Annotated in this window: 14 protein-coding genes and 1 pseudogene; 13 read left to right on the top strand and 2 right to left on the bottom strand. The window is 55.5% G+C overall.

Features of this window, described 5'->3' with window-relative positions; all coding sequences use genetic code 11:
- The 5 genes and pseudogenes from NTX17_10580 to NTX17_10600 all read left to right on the top strand — a co-directional run.
- Positions 1-217 (top strand): hypothetical protein (locus tag NTX17_10580; GenBank protein MCX5801813.1); only part of this gene is annotated, 217 nt, incomplete at its 5' end.
- A 106-nt stretch (positions 218-323) separates the two neighbouring features.
- Positions 324-1091: pseudogene (locus NTX17_10585) on the top strand (DDE-type integrase/transposase/recombinase).
- 353 nt (positions 1092-1444) lie between these two features.
- Complete coding sequence (locus NTX17_10590) at positions 1445-2116, top strand: T9SS type A sorting domain-containing protein (protein ID MCX5801814.1); 672 nt, start codon at positions 1445-1447, stop codon at positions 2114-2116.
- A gap of 748 nt (positions 2117-2864) precedes the next feature.
- Positions 2865-3512: a hypothetical protein gene (locus NTX17_10595; protein MCX5801815.1), complete on the top strand. Its 648-nt coding sequence runs from the start codon at positions 2865-2867 to the stop codon at positions 3510-3512.
- Between the two features lie 70 nt (positions 3513-3582).
- On the top strand, positions 3583-4095 hold the full coding sequence (locus tag NTX17_10600) for a hypothetical protein (GenBank protein ID MCX5801816.1): 513 nt from the start codon (positions 3583-3585) through the stop codon (positions 4093-4095).
- 72 nt (positions 4096-4167) lie between these two features.
- Here NTX17_10600 and NTX17_10605 read toward each other — a convergent pair whose 3' ends face one another.
- A complete protein-coding gene (locus NTX17_10605) occupies positions 4168-5322 on the bottom strand; it encodes an IS481 family transposase (GenBank protein ID MCX5801817.1) in 1155 nt (384 codons plus the stop codon).
- Between the two features lie 153 nt (positions 5323-5475).
- On the opposite strand from NTX17_10605, the gene NTX17_10610 reads away from it, so the two are divergent.
- The 3 genes from NTX17_10610 (at position 5476) to NTX17_10620 (ending at position 9647) form a co-directional block, all read left to right on the top strand.
- Positions 5476-6597, top strand: coding sequence for a hypothetical protein (locus NTX17_10610; protein ID MCX5801818.1), 1122 nt, complete (start codon positions 5476-5478; stop codon positions 6595-6597).
- A gap of 346 nt (positions 6598-6943) precedes the next feature.
- Entirely contained in the window at positions 6944-9175 is a 2232-nt protein-coding gene (locus NTX17_10615; protein ID MCX5801819.1) for a TAXI family TRAP transporter solute-binding subunit, read from the top strand.
- Between the two features lie 139 nt (positions 9176-9314).
- Complete coding sequence (locus NTX17_10620; GenBank protein MCX5801820.1) at positions 9315-9647, top strand: hypothetical protein; 333 nt, start codon at positions 9315-9317, stop codon at positions 9645-9647.
- A gap of 218 nt (positions 9648-9865) precedes the next feature.
- On the opposite strand, the gene NTX17_10625 is transcribed toward NTX17_10620, so the two are convergent.
- Positions 9866-10972 (bottom strand): IS110 family transposase, encoded by a 1107-nt coding sequence (locus NTX17_10625; GenBank protein MCX5801821.1) that lies wholly within the window; start codon positions 10970-10972, stop codon positions 9866-9868.
- Between the two features lie 395 nt (positions 10973-11367).
- Between NTX17_10625 and NTX17_10630 the strand changes: the two genes are divergently transcribed.
- The 5 genes from NTX17_10630 to NTX17_10650 all read left to right on the top strand — a co-directional run bounded on the left by NTX17_10630 (position 11368) and on the right by NTX17_10650 (position 18503).
- On the top strand, positions 11368-12219 hold the full coding sequence (locus NTX17_10630) for a toll/interleukin-1 receptor domain-containing protein (GenBank protein ID MCX5801822.1): 852 nt from the start codon (positions 11368-11370) through the stop codon (positions 12217-12219).
- A 424-nt stretch (positions 12220-12643) separates the two neighbouring features.
- Positions 12644-13171: a hypothetical protein gene (locus tag NTX17_10635; GenBank protein MCX5801823.1), complete on the top strand. Its 528-nt coding sequence runs from the start codon at positions 12644-12646 to the stop codon at positions 13169-13171.
- A 213-nt stretch (positions 13172-13384) separates the two neighbouring features.
- Positions 13385-13948, top strand: a complete 564-nt coding sequence (locus NTX17_10640; protein ID MCX5801824.1) for a hypothetical protein — start codon at positions 13385-13387, stop codon at positions 13946-13948.
- Between the two features lie 447 nt (positions 13949-14395).
- Positions 14396-17602 (top strand): tetratricopeptide repeat protein, encoded by a 3207-nt coding sequence (locus NTX17_10645; GenBank protein MCX5801825.1) that lies wholly within the window; start codon positions 14396-14398, stop codon positions 17600-17602.
- A 478-nt stretch (positions 17603-18080) separates the two neighbouring features.
- A complete protein-coding gene (locus NTX17_10650; GenBank protein MCX5801826.1) occupies positions 18081-18503 on the top strand; it encodes a hypothetical protein in 423 nt (140 codons plus the stop codon).
- Positions 18504-18726 lie beyond the last annotated feature (223 nt).

The raw sequence follows: 18726 nt of genomic DNA on the forward strand, positions 1-18726 counted from the left end.
AAGCTTCATCGTTGAGAAAGCTGACAAGGGCATCCGCGTGATGGTGAAGGGCAAGCCTGAAAGCGAGGAGTTAATCACGCTGGCAGTGCTCAAGGCGTCGGTGAACAAGGCGGCCTACGCTTACACCGACAAGCACGTCGGTCCGCGAGAGCGAGTCGGCAACAAGGGAGGGACGCTCGGAAACAGGCTGAGAGCTGTGACGGCTGGGAAGAAGTAGCACCAACCTGAGTGAGGACCGTCTGTGGAGGCGGGCCTTGCTCTTTCTTTTCGGCGCCGGTTCAGCGAACGGCTTCGCAATTGACAGGCAAGCACCTCAGAGCTATGCTCCCGGCCAGGTTTACGCCACCTTGCTTGATGAGGGCCTGTACCTGTGTTCGGAGCGGACCATGTACCGCATCCTCGCGGATAACGCCGAGGTGCGCGAGCGGCGCGATCAGCTACGACACCCGGTTTACCGTAAACCCGAGCTGTTGGCCACGGCTCCAAACCAGGTCTGGAGTTGGGACATAACCAAACTGCTCGGTCCGGTGAAGTGGACATACTTCTATCTGTACGTGATCCTCGACATCTTCGGCCGGTATGTTCCCGGCTGGCTTCTGGCGAGGGAAGAGAGCGCCGCCTTGGCCAAGCTGCTCATTGAGGAAACGTGTGAGCGGCAGGGGATAATGCAGGATCAACTCACCGTCCACTCGGATCGTGGCCCGTCGATGACCAGTAAGCCCGTGGCTCTCCTGCTGGCCGACCTAGGGGTCACCAGGTCTCTGTCCCGACCCCACGTCTCCAACGACAATCCGTATTCCGAGTCCCAGTTCAAGACCATCAAGTACCGGCCTGAGTTCCCCGAACGCTTCGCTTCAGAACAGGACGGCAGGGAGTTCTGCCGCGACCTGTTCACCTGGTACAACACCGAGCACCGGCACTCGGGAATCGGTATGATGACGCCGGAAGCGGTCCATTACGGGAGGGCACACGAGATCAGAGCGGCACGACAGAAGACGTTGGACATCACATATGCTCTGCATCGGGAAAGGTTCGTGAAACGGCCGCCGTCTCCCCCGGAATTGCCGGCAATGGTCTGGATCAACCCTCCGGTGGAAAAAGCGGTGCGCCAGGATGCCCCAGGACCGACGATCTCGGCGGTGGATGACCCAGAGTATCCCCCCAACATGAGTCTTACAACCCTGATGAGAGGAGGTTTTTCAGAGAAGGCTGTACAGTAAATACGCATGGCCAGTGTCTCAAAATCGTTGACAGGTTCCGAACTCGGTATGCCACCGTAAAGAATACCGCTGACGAGGGCTGCATCCCCGTATTCGATGTCGTAGAATCCGAAAAGCCAGACGATCCGCCTGAGGATATAGGCTTAGCATACTACCATGTGTGTCCAGTTCTGATCGGTCCCGGGGGAGGTGACGTAGCTCATAGAGATGATTCTACGAAAGTCGTGGATGACGCCAAGATCGACGTACCAGCCGGTGCGCTTGTGGGTTATAAGCCTTTTCACATTCAGCAGCTCAGCGAGATCCCTGGCCAACCAAGTGACAGCCTATTGCTTGTTAGCGGCATCTTTGACTTCTCACCATGGGGAGTCACCTTCCCGTTGGAGCCTCCTACTCGAATCACGCTGAGATACTACTGGGAGGGACCTACCCGAATTGACGTGTACTCATGCTTGGAAGGTGGGGTGTGGCAGTGTATTTCCGAAGGCAGAACTGTAGACGACTCCACCGGTACTATCTCGGTCACGGTGACACAGCTCTCGCCAATGGCAGTTTTTGCCAGGGATACCACCGTTAGCGTGGGTGAAGCTCCTGCTCCTCCCAGGCTGATTCTTCCTCAAAGCCACCCAAACCCTACACGTGCTGGTGCAATAATAGAATATCAGCTTCCTTCTAGAGGGCATGTTTCGATGAAAGTCTTCGACGTCTCCGGAAGACAGATTCGCGCACTGATTGACTCAGAGCAAAGCGCTGGATCTCAGCGCGCTGTTTGGGATGGAATGACGGCCCGGGGGAAGAGAGCGAGTTCAGGAGTCTATTTCTACCGGTTTGAATTCAGAAGCGCTGAAAGCCGCCAGAAGGTAGTGATGACGAAGAAACTTGTCATTCTCGAATGAGTGCCCGGTGAAGTGCACCGGCGACTTCGTGGCCACGCGGAAGACGGTGCTGGTTCGCTAACGGCTTGCCCTGCAGCTATGAACGCGGTGCACAGTGGTGGGAACACGGTTCACACTACGAGACTCAGTTCGCACTGCCGCTAACTCCGTTCACACCTCTGCTTCCCCTCTAGAATCGATCCTGCTACTCTAAACCCCCGCTTTTTGCAGCATTTCTCTGACTATCTCCTGCCGGTTATACATCTGACTAGGGTCCCCTGAATTTCACGCAGCAACCCGCGCCGTTTTCCTCCGGGATGTGACAGAAGTTTCCGCTTGCGTGAGGCGATACTTTGGTGATATAATGCCGAAGATCCGAAGTTACGGCATCAAGAGAGAAATGCAACTCCCTTACACTCGGTTTGGTTCCAGGCGGCGTGTTGCTGTGCGGAAACCAGATAAGCCCGGACCAATTGTCGAGATCGGCGCAACGAGCTTCGCCACATGCGGTTTGTGGAGCGGAGGGACGTGGGGTTGTCCTGATCAGAATGCGTTCTATAGGCAGTTATCCGGAAATAGCGTAAGCCATAGTTAGACTCTCGAAGGACAACAAGTAAGGGGGCGACCAGATGAACGCCAAACTGCCGCAATCTCGTGGCTCGCGAGCCAGACGAACTTGAGCAGTCGATTCGGTCGACGACCTCAGTCGATCTGAATCTAGTGCAGTCAAATGAGGATACGGGCTGCTGTAGCCCTGGAGGAAGTTGCCATGCGAACGGTCGTCGTGAGGGCGTCAGGTGTTCTCTTACTCATACTGCTTCTCGGTGCGATTTGCCCAGAGAATGGTCGTGCTCAGCTATGGAGGGAGGAGTATCGGAAAATGCAAGCAGAGGCCCAGGCTGAAGCTGGCATGTGGGCACTCTATCTAGTCAAGGCCCAGGTCAGGGATGACGGCGAGAACTCGTCACGCGAACCCGGCGACATCGGACTGCACATCTATAGTTCTGACGGCTTCCATCACAACGTACGACTCTATGGCATGCACTTCACGGAGGTTGACGACGATGGGAGTCAGAAATACGAATGGTACGATGACGAGACCGTGTGTTATGAAGGCTTCCTTATCCTCAACGGCTCCAATCTTGACGGGATGGGTTGCATACGGCTCGTGGCCGAAGAAGGCGACGAATCGACTATCCTCGGTTTCATCCCGATACCCAATATCGGTAGTCTGTCGGCCGATGACATCGTTTTCGAAGCGACTGTATGCGAGAATCAACTCAGCCATGATCTGATAACACAGATAGAAGGAGACTGCGACATTCCAGGGCGGTGCGCTACGCTGTGGCTGCGCCTCGACCGGAACTGGGACGGGCATGATTGTGAAGTGGTTCTCCCTCCGAAGCCATGCCGCTAGCAGCCTGCGGAATCCTATGGAGAGTCCACACGACCTCACTGAATCCGCGCGCAGAAAGGAGGTGAACATTATGCTGGGAACGAGAAGTCAGATTTCGACACTGCTAGTCACGATGTGCCTCTGTGCCGGTCTCATCTGCACAAACTCGGAAGCGCAGGTGCCAAGTACGAGAGCGGTTGTTGAGTACATGGGTCATGTTCAAGGGGTTGGTGACGTATCGTGGGTGACGCAACCAGGGACCTGTGGAACTGTCGGGCAGGGCAAGCGTCTCGAAGGATTTGCCATCCGCCATACTGTGTGGTCAAAGGACCAGGTGGGCCTGCGCTACAAGGCGCATCTCCAGGACCTGAGTGATACTAGCTGGTTCTATATGCCCGACTATTGCGGTACGAGAGGTGAGAAGAGGCGGATGGAGGCAATCTGGATAGAGGTAATTGAGAAACCAGATAGGTACTCCGTATACTATCGCGCTCATCTTGCGGGTACCGGCTGGACGGTGTGGTATAGAGACGGAGACATGTGTGGGACGCGAGGTAAGCAGCGTCAGATCGAGGCCATTGAAGTGATGATCGTTGATAGATAGGGCGGTAGTGTCTTGGCGTAGGCACCGTGACCGGTCGGGGAGATAGGTGACAAGAAAGTCTGGGGACATGGGTTACACTTTGTGTCGTTTGAGTCTACCATATTCGTCCTCGATGCGCATGTGTCGTTCATGTAGCCGGCCAAGTTTGAGGGGGCCGAAGTAGACGTTCCAGATGTCGTTGTCGATTTCTTCCAAGCCGATGTACTCCCCGGCGCACACGATGGAGACATTGATCCATTTTGAGTTCCAGCGGATGCCGCCGTTGGCGCTGACATAGCGGACCTCGAAGCGGTCGGGGTATTGGAGTGGTGGAACTTTCGTTGGCATTTGGCGTGGGGATGACTCATAGACGGAAGCCGGTGTCTGCTGATCCAGGGCCTCGTGCGGGCGTTCTTCGTTGAATTCCGTGCGGAAGTGGTTGAACTTGCGTTGTTGGGCGGTGAGGTTACCCGCTGGCGGTCGGGTTGCTTCGACCCTGAGGGTTTTGTGCATGCGTTCATGGCGGCCGTTCTGCTGTGGTTTACCGGGTTCAATGAGTTCTGGCAGCACGCCGAGGCGTACCCACCAGGCTGAGAGTGTCGAGAGTCGTGCGAGGGAGTTGGTGGCAAAGGGGACGCCGTTATCCGTGCGTATACGTTTTGGCAGGCCGTATTCTTGGAACAGTCGGCTGAACACTGGTTTTGCCCCGGCCACGGCCGTGGAACACAGCGCCTGGCAACCCAGAAGATAACGGCTGAAGCCATCGGTGACAGTGAGTGGATAACAGTACATGCCATCGCCGGTCTTGAATTGCCCTTTGAAGTCGGCGCTCCAGACGTCGTTGGGTGCGAGGATCGAGCTCGTGGGCTTGCCGGGATGGCCGATATGTCGGCGGTGCCGTGACTTGGGCACCATGCCGTGGCGGCTCATGATGTCGCAGACGGTGGAGCGGCCCGGCAGGTCCGAACGAGGGTGACGCTTGTGTACGATTGTGAGCAGCTTCTTGCCGCCCCAGGACGGATGGCGGCGACGTGCTTCGAGGAGTGCCGCGACGATCTCGGCTGCGGTCTCATTGGGCGAATGTCGGGGTCTTCGCGAGCGTTCTTCGAGACCCGCAGGCCCGAGCCGCAGATAGCGGTCGATCCATTTGTAGGCGGTTTTGCGTGAGACCCCGTAGAGCTGGCAAAGCTCTGTGACTGACAGGGAGTCACGCAAGTAATCGGCAATGAATTGAGTTCGTTGGTCCATAGGTGATGTCTCGCTCCATGGCATAGGGCACCTCCTTGCGGTGCCCGTGAGTGTGGCACAACATGTCACCCATGTACCCGGACTAAAGTGTTACCTATGTGTCTGGACCGTACCCTCATAGCTTCAAACACGCAGCTCCAGTCAGAGGTGTTCTTGCGAGAGATCAAGTTCCACCTGGAGCACAATCCGCTCCTGACCTACTACTTTGGCCGCTTCTTCAGCCCTGAGAAATGGGATGTGCGAGAGATTGTTGTTGCGCCGAGGACATCATCAGCCAAGGAGAGCAGGGTCACCTGCGTTGGAGTGGGCGGCCCTGTTGCCAGCAGGCACTATGACATCATCATCGCTGATGACCTTGTAGATGAAGAGAACTCAAGGACCGAGGTACAGAGAGAAAAGACAAGGGTGTGGTTCTATAAGACCTTGCAGCCCTGCCTCGAGCCAGACGGGAAGCTATTCATCGTAGGGACCAGGTATCACTACCTTGACCTCTACGGCCATCTCATCAAGAACGAGTTCAGAGATAGGCACCAGATTGACTCTGACGGCACTACCCCATGGCCGGAGAAGTTCTCGCTCGAGTGGCTGGAGGAGAGACGGAAGCAGGTGGGGTCGGTGATTTTCAACGCTCAGTATCAGAATGATACCGAGCTGATGAAGGGGCACATCTTCAAGGAAGAGTGGTTCAGGTTCTACGAGGTTGAGCCGGACTGGAGCAAGATGGATTTCTTCATAGGGTGCGACCCTGCGGCTACGAGCAGAGAAGCACTCCTTCAGGGCAAGAAGGCGGAGACTGACTGGTGGACCATAGTGGTTGGAGCAAGGAAGAAGGAGTCTCAAGGAGAGTGGGGAGCAGAGGTTTATCTCAAAGAGCTATGGAGAGCTCGCTGCACCAAGCAGGAGTACCTGGATGCGCTCAAAGGGTTCAATGAGCGATACCATCCTTTGAGAGTCGTTATAGAGACGGTGGCGGCGCAGGAGTACTTAGCCCAGGATGCAGAGAGGTGGATGCCGGTCGAGAGGCTAAAGAGGACGACTGACAAGGTTGCGAGGTCATACTGGCTACAGCCCTTCTTTGAGAACGGGCAGATTCTGATGCCGGCGAAGCATACGGTGAGTGATTACACACTCTGGCAGGCGTTGGTGGATGAGCTGGTGCTGTTCCCGCAGGGGGAGCATGATGACCTTTTTGATGGGCTGCAAACAATGGTCGAGGGAGCGACGACCGGCCCAACAGTGAGAGCCTACCAGTACTCGCCGTTTCCGCGGTTCTAGGCATGTGACACGCGTTGTTTCCATTGTGTTAGCGATACTTTGGTGATATAATGCATGCTTGCATCAGGCGAATGCAGCTGAAGGCGTAGCCCTTGAGATCATGCTCCAAGCGGCAGGAGAGTGTACTGATCCAGAGTGGTTTGCGGCAATTGGCTTGGATTCCAAAGTCGTTCCCCACAGGTGTTGATCGACGGTGAAGACTACTTGGATATTCTCTCTGAAACGGGACGAAAGAGGACCCCAAAGGGCGTGTTCTCCAGTGCATGGAGCGGGGGATCTCAGAGAAGAAGATGACTGAAGAATTCTCAGTGTCACAAAGGCTACAGCAAGGAGATTGACGATGCGGGTGTCTCGCTCACGATTAGCAGTCAACTGCCTCGTTGCGTTTCTATTTCTTGTAATCGGCTCGAGCCCCGTCTTTTCCCAAAATCAGTTAGTCCTAGCGACTGGTGGGAAGGAAGGGACATATTTCGCTCTAGGCGAAGGAATCAAACGAGTTCTTGAACGCGAAATACCCAATTTGGATGTTGTCGTAGTTCAAACAGAAGGGTCCGTCCAAAATGCCGAGCTGATGACCGCCGGTGCCGCGCAGCTAGCTCTTATGCAGAATGACGTGGCGTACAATTTCTATAAGGGCGAGAGGATATTCAAATTTCCCTCAGATAAGGTCAAGGGACTGGCTGCCTTGTATACAGAGATCATCCAGATAGTATGCAGGAAGGAATTGGGCATTACCAGACTATCAGATCTGAGAGGCAAGACGATTGCCGTCGGACCGCGAGGTAGCGGTACCGAGTTCAACGCCGCCGCAATTCTAGACGCCGTTGGAATAAGATACGAAGACATAGAGGAAAGGTTTATCTCCTTCGAAGAGGCGAAATACTCCATCTTGGCAGGGACAATTGATGCCGCATTCATAACAGCAGGAATTCCAACCGCTGCCGTGCGAGACATGGCTCATTCCATCGTGTTCATTCCTATCGACATAGGCACCATCGATAAGATCCGGCGTGCATATCCGTATTTCGTGTCGGCGAGCATTCCTGCTACCTCGTATCCAAGCCAGAATAAGGAAATTCCTAGTGTTGGCGTGAGAGCGTTACTGGTCGCAAGCGCGAATCTCAAGCCTAGGCTTGCTAAGCAAATAACGGCCGCAATCTTCAAGAGAGTCGATATGTTAGCGGAGGCCCATCCGGTCGCATCCGAAGTAAAACTAAGGGATGCACGGTGGGGAATGCCTATTCCGCTGCACCGGGGGGCTCAAGACTACTACGAAGGTCAAGGCCTAGCTGAACGTGATTTCTCTGTCTATTTGAGGCCTTTCTTTCTTCCACTTCTTGTCTGCCTCGTGGTTGTGATTGTCTTGATCAAGTACAGGCAGGACCTGAGAACGATCCTGACTAGGCGTGTTTTCATAAGGCTTCTCCTGGTGTTTATCATTATGTATGTGTTGGCAACGATCGGCATTCACTTATTTGAAAGAGAGGTGAATCAAAGCTTTAGGACACTCTATGAGTCCTTCTGGTCGACAATGGTATTTGTTCTGAGTGGCCTTGATCTGGGTATCCCTGTAACAAAGTGGGGACGACTGTTTTCTGCACTAATACTTATCTCAAGTATGGGGATATTCGGCATGATCGTCGCACAGGTTGGGAGCATTCTCGCCAGAAAGGGGGAGGTAAAAATGTCCGGAAACATAAGCGGCCATATAGTGATATGTAATTGGAATGAGAAAGGGGAAAGAGTAGTTCATGAGTTACATTCCACAGATGGAAAGTCTGAAATACCCATAATTGTGATCACGAAGAATAGACCCAGTAATGAGCAGGACGATTTGAGAACCAACTATCCTGAAGAGTACAGCAATGTGGAGTTCAGAGAGAGCGATCCGTCTCTGGAGCAAGTTCTTGAAGCCGCAAATGCGCATCGCGCAAAAAGCGTAATCATCTTGGCCGACGAAAAGAGCTCCGATCCTGATGCAGCTTCTGCCCTTATTGCACTTTCTGTCAAGCATCTATGGGGAGAACGAGTGCCAAAAGAGAGACGCAGCGATGCCAAGGGTCAGTTGGATGTAATGGACAAACAGGAAGACTCACAAGAAAGTGAGGAGAAGAGCAAATCTAGGAAACCCCACATCGTGGCCGAAGCAGTGAATCATCGCAGGATGGAAAGTCTGAAGAATGCTGGTGTAGACGAGGTGATCTGTGCATCAGACTTCGGGATAGGAATTCTGGCACAATGCGCACTATATCGAAAGCTCTCAGAATGCTATCAACAGCTCCTTTGTTATTCAGACGAAACATGTGAACTTTACCTCGTTGACGATCCGAACGTCAGCAACTCATTGGATGGCAAAACGTTTCAGGAGGCCGCTCACCACTTCATCGAAAATAGGAACCCGGACAATCCAACGATACTAATCGGTTTCAGGCGGGGTGACAAGATTGTTTTGAACCCGAGGGAGAGTGGAACTGAGAAGGAGTACTTACGATTTCGCAGAGAGGACTGCCCGATATTCCTCTCATATAGGTGTCCAAAGCCAGACGACATGCATCTTGGCATTGGGTCAAGAAGTTGAGGCTTTGCTGCACTGGCGGTAGCTCTCCGAGGTCACTTGTGTAGAAACGACATGAGCCGCATTCAGCCCTGAAAGGACCGACCTATGAGTGTTCAGATTGTCATTATTGAACGGACGGGAAACGCTGCAGTCGTGAGGTGTGGCAGCTGTAACGGTAGTGGCGAGAGCCGTCATCATTCGTACTGCAAAGCATGCAATGGCGCCGGACACGTCACAATCGTTTGCGAGGATCCTGGTACACCCATTCTCAAATGCGGGAGTTGTGAGGGGCGAGGTGAAAGCCGCCATCATGCCTATTGCGAGGCATGCGGTGGCACAGGGGTTGTACCGGCATATGGCGAATTCACGATTCGAAAGGCCAAGAAGGCTGATTGAAGGGCTAACCCTTATGATGCCTCCGCGCGTCAAGGGGGCAAGCTCGGCCGGGACCGGCGACTTCGTGGCCACGCGGAAGATGGTACTGCTCCACTAGTATGGATCTGGCTGGAGTCAAGCGTATTTTTTTTGAGAGGAGAGCGATTTACCGACGATCATCAGGCTAGTATTCGTGTGTTGGTTACCACATCTTCTTCAGTTCGTCCGGAGCTGCCTCTGTCTGAGCACGCGGGTTAGGGTTTAGGCCGTACCGCACATCGCAGGCGAGGATTCTCCTATCGTACAGCTCTCCTCTCTTTATGGTTGAGCGGCGTCTCAGTTAGTCTGAGGCGCTGCTTTCATAATGGCCCACACGAAGCCGCAGAGTTCACGAGCTACTGCTGTGATGGCGACGTGCAGGTGTTTTTTGTGGCTTAGATAGTAGAACCTCCTTGATAGACGATGTTGGGCTTTTAGGGCTATTGCCACGATTTCAGGTGATTGTCCCTGCCTGCGTCTGTTGAGGATGAGGTCGGCACCTGCGTTATGTCTGTTATTCCAGGCTGCTTCTATGAGTATGCGTCTTGCGTATCCGTTGCCGGCCTTGGTGATGGGGCCCTTTCGCTCTCGGTCTCCAGAGGAGTGCTCACTGGGGACGAGACCGAAGTATGCCATTAGAGCCCTTGGGGAGCGGAAGCGATGGATGTCGTCTATCTCGGAGAGCAGCGTCATCGCAGTTAAGATCTTTACTCCTCTGAGGCAGCAGAGGGCATTTACGTATTTGTTGTACGGCGGTTGCTGAGAGAACATGTCAATGTCTCGGTCGAGGGCGTTGCGTTGCATTTCCAGGTACTCGAAGTGTTCGAGTTCAGCGGTGAGGGCTGTCTTGAGAGGGCCTTCGAGTCGATGCCGTAGTTCAGTGAGCCAGAGCTTGTGCTTCTTGGTCCAGAGTGATTTGCCATCCCTGTAGATGAGCCCTTGGGCTAGGAGGATAGAGCAGATACGTCGTTTTGTGGACTTGCATTGTTCCTGATAGCTGTAGCGTAGCCTGATGAGCTGACGCACAGCCTCGTGGTCCTCCGCTGGCACGTGGATCGGGGTGAGGTGACCGTTTCGATAGAGTTTAGCCAGCATTACTGCGTCGAGTCTGTCTGTTTTCCTATGGTCACCTAGTTTGCGTGGAATGAGTGAGGGCGCGATGATGTCGCAGTGGAAGCCGTCTCGCTTGAGCACTCTGTGGAGGACGTAGCCTGCACAAGAAGCTTCGTAGCAGGCCCTGACCGGAGCTTTCTCCGACAAGCGACGGAAGAGACGTCTCACCTTCATGAGATCGCCTGACATCTTGACGACCTGGGTATCGTTGCTGTCGTCCTCAAGGACGGCGGCTGTGATAGAATCCATGTGGACATCGAGACCTACCCATATATACTTGGACTCAGACATGGCTGGGCTCCTTTCCTTCTTGAGTGTGTTCAGACACTCATGTGGCTCTGGTCGGAACGGTTAGCAACAACAGTTCCACACTAACCCACGGTTAGTTGAGGAGTCCAGCCAGATCCATAAAGTCTAACGGCTTGCCTCGCAGCTGTGAACGCGGTGCACAGTGGAGGGAACGGAGTTCACACCCGGATGCTGCAGGGAGGCCGAAGTATCGCCCGCTGCACCGTATCTAGATATCTAGCAAGTAAAGACTGTCCAGTCTCGAGCAAATGAAACAGTTAAGGCGAGGCGTCTTGGGAATGAAAATGTGATATACTGAAAGGGCCGGTCAGGGTGACATACTACATAGTTCTGTATAATACATGTTGGGCCGGCGACGGGAGTTGAACGGAGAGAGCATGCCAGTCGAAGCGGGCGAGATCCCCCAGGTGTTCCTTTCCTATGCTGCCCAGGATCGAGCGTTCGCGCAACGTCTCTCGCACGATCTGCGTTCCATCGGTTTCTCCGTCTGGCGCGACGAGGACGCCATCGAATCCGGAGCGGAATGGACCTCCTCCGTCCTCGATGCTCTGCTCCGTGCGTGTGCGCTGATCCTCGTTGGTACCCGCGCAGCGGCCGACTCAGCGTTTGTGCGGAAGGACGTGCTCACGTTCGTACAACAGAAGCGGGGGCCCGTGATACCGCTGCTGCTTGAGGACGTCGAACCAACGCGCTCGCTGCAGGTTGCAGTAGCTCCATTTCCAACTGTTGATTTCCGCTCGTCCTACGACAGCGGACTGCAGGCGCTGATTCAGGCCCTGCCGACGGTCGCACGACAAGGTACCGGAGGAGCATGGCCTGGTGGAGCCTCGAGGCCAGCCACAAGAGGATATGCATTCATCAGCTACGCAGAAGAGGATCTTGATTTCGTGGTCGGCCTAACCGGTTTCATGGGCAACCGAGGCTACGCCTACTGGGATTACGAAAAGAGCGACCGCAACTACCACACTCAGTTGTATCTTGAGATCGAGGAGGCTATCACGCGTGCGCGGGCGGCCCTCTGTGTCCTGTCGCCTGCGTGGAGGGGTTCACTCTGGACGGTCAAGGAGTACCTGTACGCAGAGGAGGTCGGTACCCCAACATTCCTGCTCAGAGCCAAGGCGATTCCGCCAACCCTTGTGATTGCCGGTGCGCACTATATTGATTTCGTTTCGGACGCATCCAAGGGCTATGCCCGACTAGAGCGAGAGCTAGGGCGGAAGGGGCTGTAAGAGGCTCAGAGTGACATTCCCCTAGATTCTGGTCCAGTTCTGGAGGTAGTTTCTGGGCCAGGGAGGTACTTGGTATGGCTCGGAGACGGTAGCAGATCGTAGCGATTCTTGGAGAGGCCGAGCGCTGGCCCTCTTGCTTTGCTGGTTGCGGCAGCCCGCCACAATCGATTCTGCCACTGAAAAAGGCCACCTACGTGTGCACTTTGCGAGCTATCTCACTTCGGGGGTACATCCGACTAGGGTCCCCTGAATTCACGCAGCAAACCGCGCCTTTTCCCGTCGTTTTCTGCCCTGCTTTCCCGCTGAAAGAATCTTCGCCTGAGCCTCACAATTAGCTTGCTATCTCTTGCCACCAGAGGGTTCATGTACTTGGCGGTCGACGTAATCGCTTGACTGAAAAGCTGTTAGAAGGGAGGTGAGAAGCATGGCAAAGAAGGCGAAGAAAGGCAACGGCAAGGCCAAAGTGGCGGCGAAACCTGAGCCAAAGCCCAAGACAAAACCCAAAGGCGAGGCTCCCGATCTCGACGCCCTGCGCAAGCCGGTACTCGATGCCAACGCTGGCCTGACGAAGGCTGAAACCGAGGCGAAGGCGCTCTTGGACAAGGCACAAGTCCTCGTTGCAACGGCTAGAAGTCAGTACCGCGAGGCAGCAGCGCTCTACCGGCAAGCCTGCAGCAAGGCCGGGGTAGAGTGCGAGTTTGAAGGCGGACGCTCTGAGAACGTGAGCCCGAAGGTAAGCTTCATCGTCGAGAAGGCGGACAAGGGCATCCGCGTGATGGTGAAGGGCAAGCCGGAGAGCGAGGAGCTGATCCCGCTGGCAGCGCTCAAGCCGAGCATCGGCAAAGCGGCCTACGCCTACACCGACAAGCACGTAGGGCCGCGAGAGCGAGTCGGAAATAAGGGAGGCACGCTCGGCAACAGGCTGAGAGCTGTGATGGTGGGGAAGAAATAGCATCAAGCTGAGTGAGGACCGTCTGTGATAGGCGGCCTTGCTCTTTCCTGTTCTGTGCGCATTCAGGGATTGACAGGCAAGCGAGTCACAGCTATGCTCGTTGCGGCGGATCATGCATAGAGTTTTGTTACGTGGAAAAGCAAGCGTTCTGAAGGTACTCATCCAGAAACGGCGTGAGCCGTAGTTAGCCCTACGCCACAGGGATAATTGACAATGGCGATTCAACTGGTGAGCTACAAGGCATCCTTTGACCTCCTAAGGAAGGAACTCGAACAACTCACGAAATTCATCGAGCCCGTCGATGCCAACGTACAGGCGTTCTCCCATCGAACATACGGGCTTCTCTTAAGAATCTGCACCGACTTCGAGAGTCTGGCCAAGGAGTTGCTCGTCTCCACTTCATGCTCGAAGGGGCCTGACAGCATGACGATACAAGATTATCGTATTCTTGAATCCAGCCTCCATCTGGAGACCGTCGAAGTCGAGTTTCTACTCTGGCGCCCGAGCCCTCGCCGCGTATTACCCTTCAAAGATTGGTCTACTGCCCAGCCGCCGGTCCGATGGTATCAAGACTACAATGTGGTAAAGCACAATCGCGAGGCCGAGTTCTCCCAGGCCAGTTTTTGTACTGTACTGGATGCCATGTCCGGCCTTTTCGCGATGTTAGCCAAGGCATCTGATTTCGACTGGGGCGATTTTTGCTCGTGGGGCAACCAGGACGGCAAGAACTCATTCTGGCGGGCGCCATTCTGTATGTACTGGTCCGACCCGAGTTAACTTGCGGTTGGAGCTGACAGGGACACCCCACCGCTCACCAGCGTCGTTAGACAGCCCCGTGGAGATGGCCATGCAGCGCGGCAGCAGAAGGCATATCCTGACTTGGGTTGAGCGCCTGCGCAATAGGTAGAGACTTGCAGGCAGCGAGTGTTATCTGGGAATGAGACGTTGCAAAGTCACTTATCTTGAAACGGTACAAGCCGCAGTTCGCATCCGACGATGAATCGACAGATGAAGAGACTGTCGGCAATGGGGCTCGTCTTGGTGCCTGCGGCCGGTTGTGTGTCGCATCGCATCGGCCGGGCACTCGGGATGTGGGCCATGAGGACCAGCCCTTGAGAAAGAAGTCTGCGGCGAACTGTCAAGCGCGAAAGTCCAACGTCAAGGGCCGACCGCGATGCCTTGCACGACCAATGAAGATAATGAGCAGGTTGGTTTGGGTAACCCATGAACAATACAACCCCATCGTCTGATAACCGCCGCATCCGCATCTTCGTCTCCTCCACCTTCCGCGACATGGTGGAGGATCGCAATTCGTTAATGACGCATGCTTGGCCAGAACTGCGGCGGTTCTGCCGGGAGCGCCGACTGGAACTGGTCGAGGTGGACTTGCGCTGGGGTATTTCCGAGGAGCAAAGCACACGCAAGGAAACCCTCAAGCTCTGCCTTGACGAAATCCGCGCCTGCCGTCCCTACTTCATCGGCCTGCTGGGCGAACGGTACGGCTGGGTACCGGACGACGAAGCCTTCACCGCCGACCTGCTGGAAGAACAGCCTTGGCTGGTGAACCTTCGCGGGCGAAGCGTTACCGAACTGGAGATTATCCATGGTGTTCTGCGCGAAGAACAGATGCATGGACGTGCTTTTTTCTATTTCCGCGATCCGGCATATCTGCGTTCTGTTCCGGAGCCGAACCGGGAAGATTTCACCACAGAGGACGCCGAGAGCACCGAGAAGCTCGAAAGACTGAAGCAGCAGATCCGAGCGGCCCGAGACGAGAACGTCTGTCACCTGCGCGAGAACTATCCGAACCCGCGTCGGCTTGCCGAATCGGTTCTTGAAGACCTGAGAACCGTCATTGACGCTCAGTTCCCCATCGAGAGCATCCCCGACGTAATTACCCGCGCAGCCCGCGACCAAGAGGCTTTTGCCGAAACCCGCCGTCGCACCTACATCGGTCGGCTCGATTACTTCGTGGCGCTCGACCGCCACGCAGCGAGCGATGACGGCCCGCTGGTGCTGCTCGGCGACTCCGGAAGTGGGAAGTCTTCCCTGTTGGCCAACTGGATTGACCGGTGGCGCAAGACGCATCCGCGTGATTTCATCTTCCAGCACTACATCGGCGGCACGCCCATGAGGGCCGATCACTGGGCACTTATGTTCCGCCTGGTCGCCGAAATCAAACGGTGGACCGGGGATTCCGAAGACCTACCCCGCACGGGTGAAGACATTCTCAAGGTCTTCGACTCTTGGCTGGTCAAGCTGCGAAACAAAGCGGAGCGTGCCAGCCTCCGAGCTATTGTCGTTCTCGACGCCCTCAATCAACTCGAAGACGACGACCACGCTCGCCTGCTGAGTTGGCTTCCGTCGCATCCGTTCACCGGCCCCCTCCGGCTGGTCGTTTCCACTCTGCCTGTCGAACCTCCCAGGGATGACCCGAAAGCGGTGGTGGACGATCCGCTGAAGGTCGTGCAAGAGCGCGGATGGATCTCGCTGTGCGTCCAACCGCTCACGCCCGACGAGCGCTGCCGGATGGTTGCCGACTACCTTAAACGTTTCGGCAAGAAGCTTGACACACCCAGCCTTGAGCGGATTGCCGCCGCGCCCGCCACCGCCAATCCCCTCTACCTAAAAATCCTCCTTGACGAACTGCGCGTGACCGGCACGCACGACCGCTTGGACGAACGACTTGGTGGGTATCTGGCCATGAAGGATATCCCATCGCTATTGGATGCCATCTTCGCTCGCTATGAGCGCGACTACGAACTTGACCGGTCGGGTCTCGTGCGCGAAGCGCTCGCCCTCATCTGGGCCGCGCGGTGTGGTCTCACGGAAGCGGAATTGCTCTTCATTCTGCGGCCAATGGACAGACCGCAATTGCCGGTAGCCTCCTGGACACCTCTGAGATCGGCGCTAGAAGAATCGCTCGTGGACCGTGCTGGTGTCCTGAACTTCGCCCACGACTTCTTTCGCGTCGCCGTCGCCCGCCGCTATGTCGCAGGTGAAATAGGTGCGAAAGCGTTGCGCCTTCGGATGGGCGACGCCTTGGCCTTGTTGCCCACGGATGCGCGTCAAGCCGACGAACTCCCATGGTTGCTGCGGCAAGTCGAAGCGCGTGGGTCACTCCGTGCCTGTCTCCTCGATATAGACCGTTTCCTCTTCATCATGGCGCGCGACCAGAACGAGTTACTCCGCTATTGGGTGTGGCTAGGTGAGGAGAAGATGATGGGGAAAGCTTATCTGAAGAACTTTGAGAGATGGGCGCGAGCACCGGGCAGGCAAGCCGAAGACATCGCGGATGCTGCCAATACTCTGGCTTTTTTTCTTTTTTCCCAAGCCTCTCTCCACGCTGAGGCGGAACCGCTCTTTCGGCGGGCGCAGGCCACTTACGAGCAGTCATTCGGCCTGAATCATCCCCATGTGGCCACCGCCCTCAACAACTTGGCACTCCTCTTACTGGACAGCAACCGGTTGGCGGAAGCCGAGTCGCTGTTGCGGCGGGCGCTAGCTATCGACGAGCAAAGCTATGGAGTCGGCGACCCGACGGTAGCAACGCCTCTCATCAATCTGGCAGCCCTGTTGAAGAAAACTAACCGACTTGCGGAAGCCGAACCGTTACTCCGACGGGCGCTGAGCATTTTGGAGCGAGCCTTTGGCGAGAATCATCCCCAGGTTGCCATGGGCCTTGGCACTTTGTCGAGCCTTCTGCAGGCCTCCAACCGGATCAGGGAGGCCGAGTTGACGGATCGGCGCGTGCTGGAGATTATGGAGAGGAACTTCGGAGAGACCCACCCCAACGTCGCCGTCGCCGTTGGTAACTTGGGTTGGCTGTTGAAGGAAACTGAACGTCCGGAGGAGGCCGAACCGCTGCTTCGACGGGCTCTGGCCATTGCGGAAACTAGTTATGGGGCCAATCATCCGAGAGTCGCAGTTTGCCTAAACAACTTGGCGCAGCTTTTACACGACACCAGGCGGCTCGGAGAAGCGGAGCCGTTGATGCGGCGGGCGCTCGCAATTGACGAGCAGAGCTATGGGACTAACCATCCGAGAATCGCCGTGCGCCTGAACAATCTCTCGCTGTTACTGAAGGACATGAATCGGTTGGAGGAGGCCGAGCGGTTGATGCAACGGGCGAACGCGATTGAGGAGTTAGATTTTGGCCGTGACGATCCCGATGTTGCAAACGAACTGAATGACATCGCACGGTCATTGCTGTCCACTGAGCAGCGGGAGGTGACCGAGCCGTGGATGCGGCGCATGGTCGGGATCCTCCTGAGTTCAACGAGACGCACGGGCACCCCCCACCCGCGCCTGAACGATGCGATCAATGGATACGCTCAGTTGCTGAGGCAGATGGGCCTCTCCCAAGCCCAGATCGTCGCCAAGCTCAAGGAACTCTGCCACGAGTATGGCCTCCCATTGGGTGGAGAGTGAGAATGCTTGCAACAGATCGGTCGAACGCGTTTTGGGGGTGAGCGCTCACTCGGTTCGGTACGTTTTGGTTATTGATCAAATCCTACTACCTGCGGTAGAATGGCAACATGAGACGCAATTCCATTGGCGCGGTTGTCTCGGTGTGGGGTATCGGGGAGTTTAAGGGTCAATACATGTCATGTGTCTGCAGCATCTGTGGAGAGGTCTTCACGCCGTCTGACACCGAAGATTGCTTCGTGCTCACACAGAAGAGGGCCGCAGATGGTGAATGTCCTCTCAGCTGCGAGCGGTGTCATGACCAGCAGACGCTGGCCGCAGGTATGGACATCCTTGACTTAAGTGATCCGTGGCACCCAGTGCTCAGACGAGCGAATCCGCGCCCGCCGAAGAAGTAGTCTTTCCGCCTATGCCTAAGGTGCCCCAAGAACTTGACGCGTTCCTTGACGCGCACGACTGGGAGACTTCGAGGGACATCCTCTTGGCCCACCCAGAGCTCCTGAGTGAATCATTTGATTCCTTACTCGATCAAATGGCCGAGTTTTACACAATAACTGTTAGCAAAAAGGGCCGAACGGTCGAGGGTATCCGTGAACATCAAGAACTGTTGCGGCACTGCCGGGAAACAGGTGTCGACGTTGGTTTTGCCGGGAAAAGAGGGAGGAAGAATCGCTCCCTCGAATCTCTCATCTGCTGCTTCTTTTTCACGGACAGTTTGGAAGAGGCGCGAAAGATCGTGGAACGATATCCTGAGGTTCTGCTTGAGAGTTCCAATGACCTTGTTGACCGCGTGGTTGGGTTCTCATTAACAGCCGAAGGCACCCGCAAGACGGAAGAACGTCGGCAATTGTTGCGCCGTTGTAGAGAAAACGGAATCGAAATCGCATTCGCCTTTTTGCGTTGAGGGGCGTGTGTGATTGATCAGAAAGCCGAAGGCGGCCTACCCCTACACCGACAAGCACGTAGGGCCGAGGGAACGTGTGGGGAACAAGGGAGGTACGCTCGGTAACAGGCTGAGAGCTGTGATGGCGGGGAAGTGGCCACGAGCTGAGTAAGGGCGGTTGACATAGACCCACAGGTGTTCAGAGGGCTTTCCCTCAGTCGGTTCTATCAACTAGACTGCATCG

This window comes from Candidatus Eisenbacteria bacterium (assembly GCA_026388185.1).
In the GTDB taxonomy this organism is placed as follows: Bacteria; Eisenbacteria; RBG-16-71-46; order JAFGJU01; family JAFGJU01; genus JAPLKG01.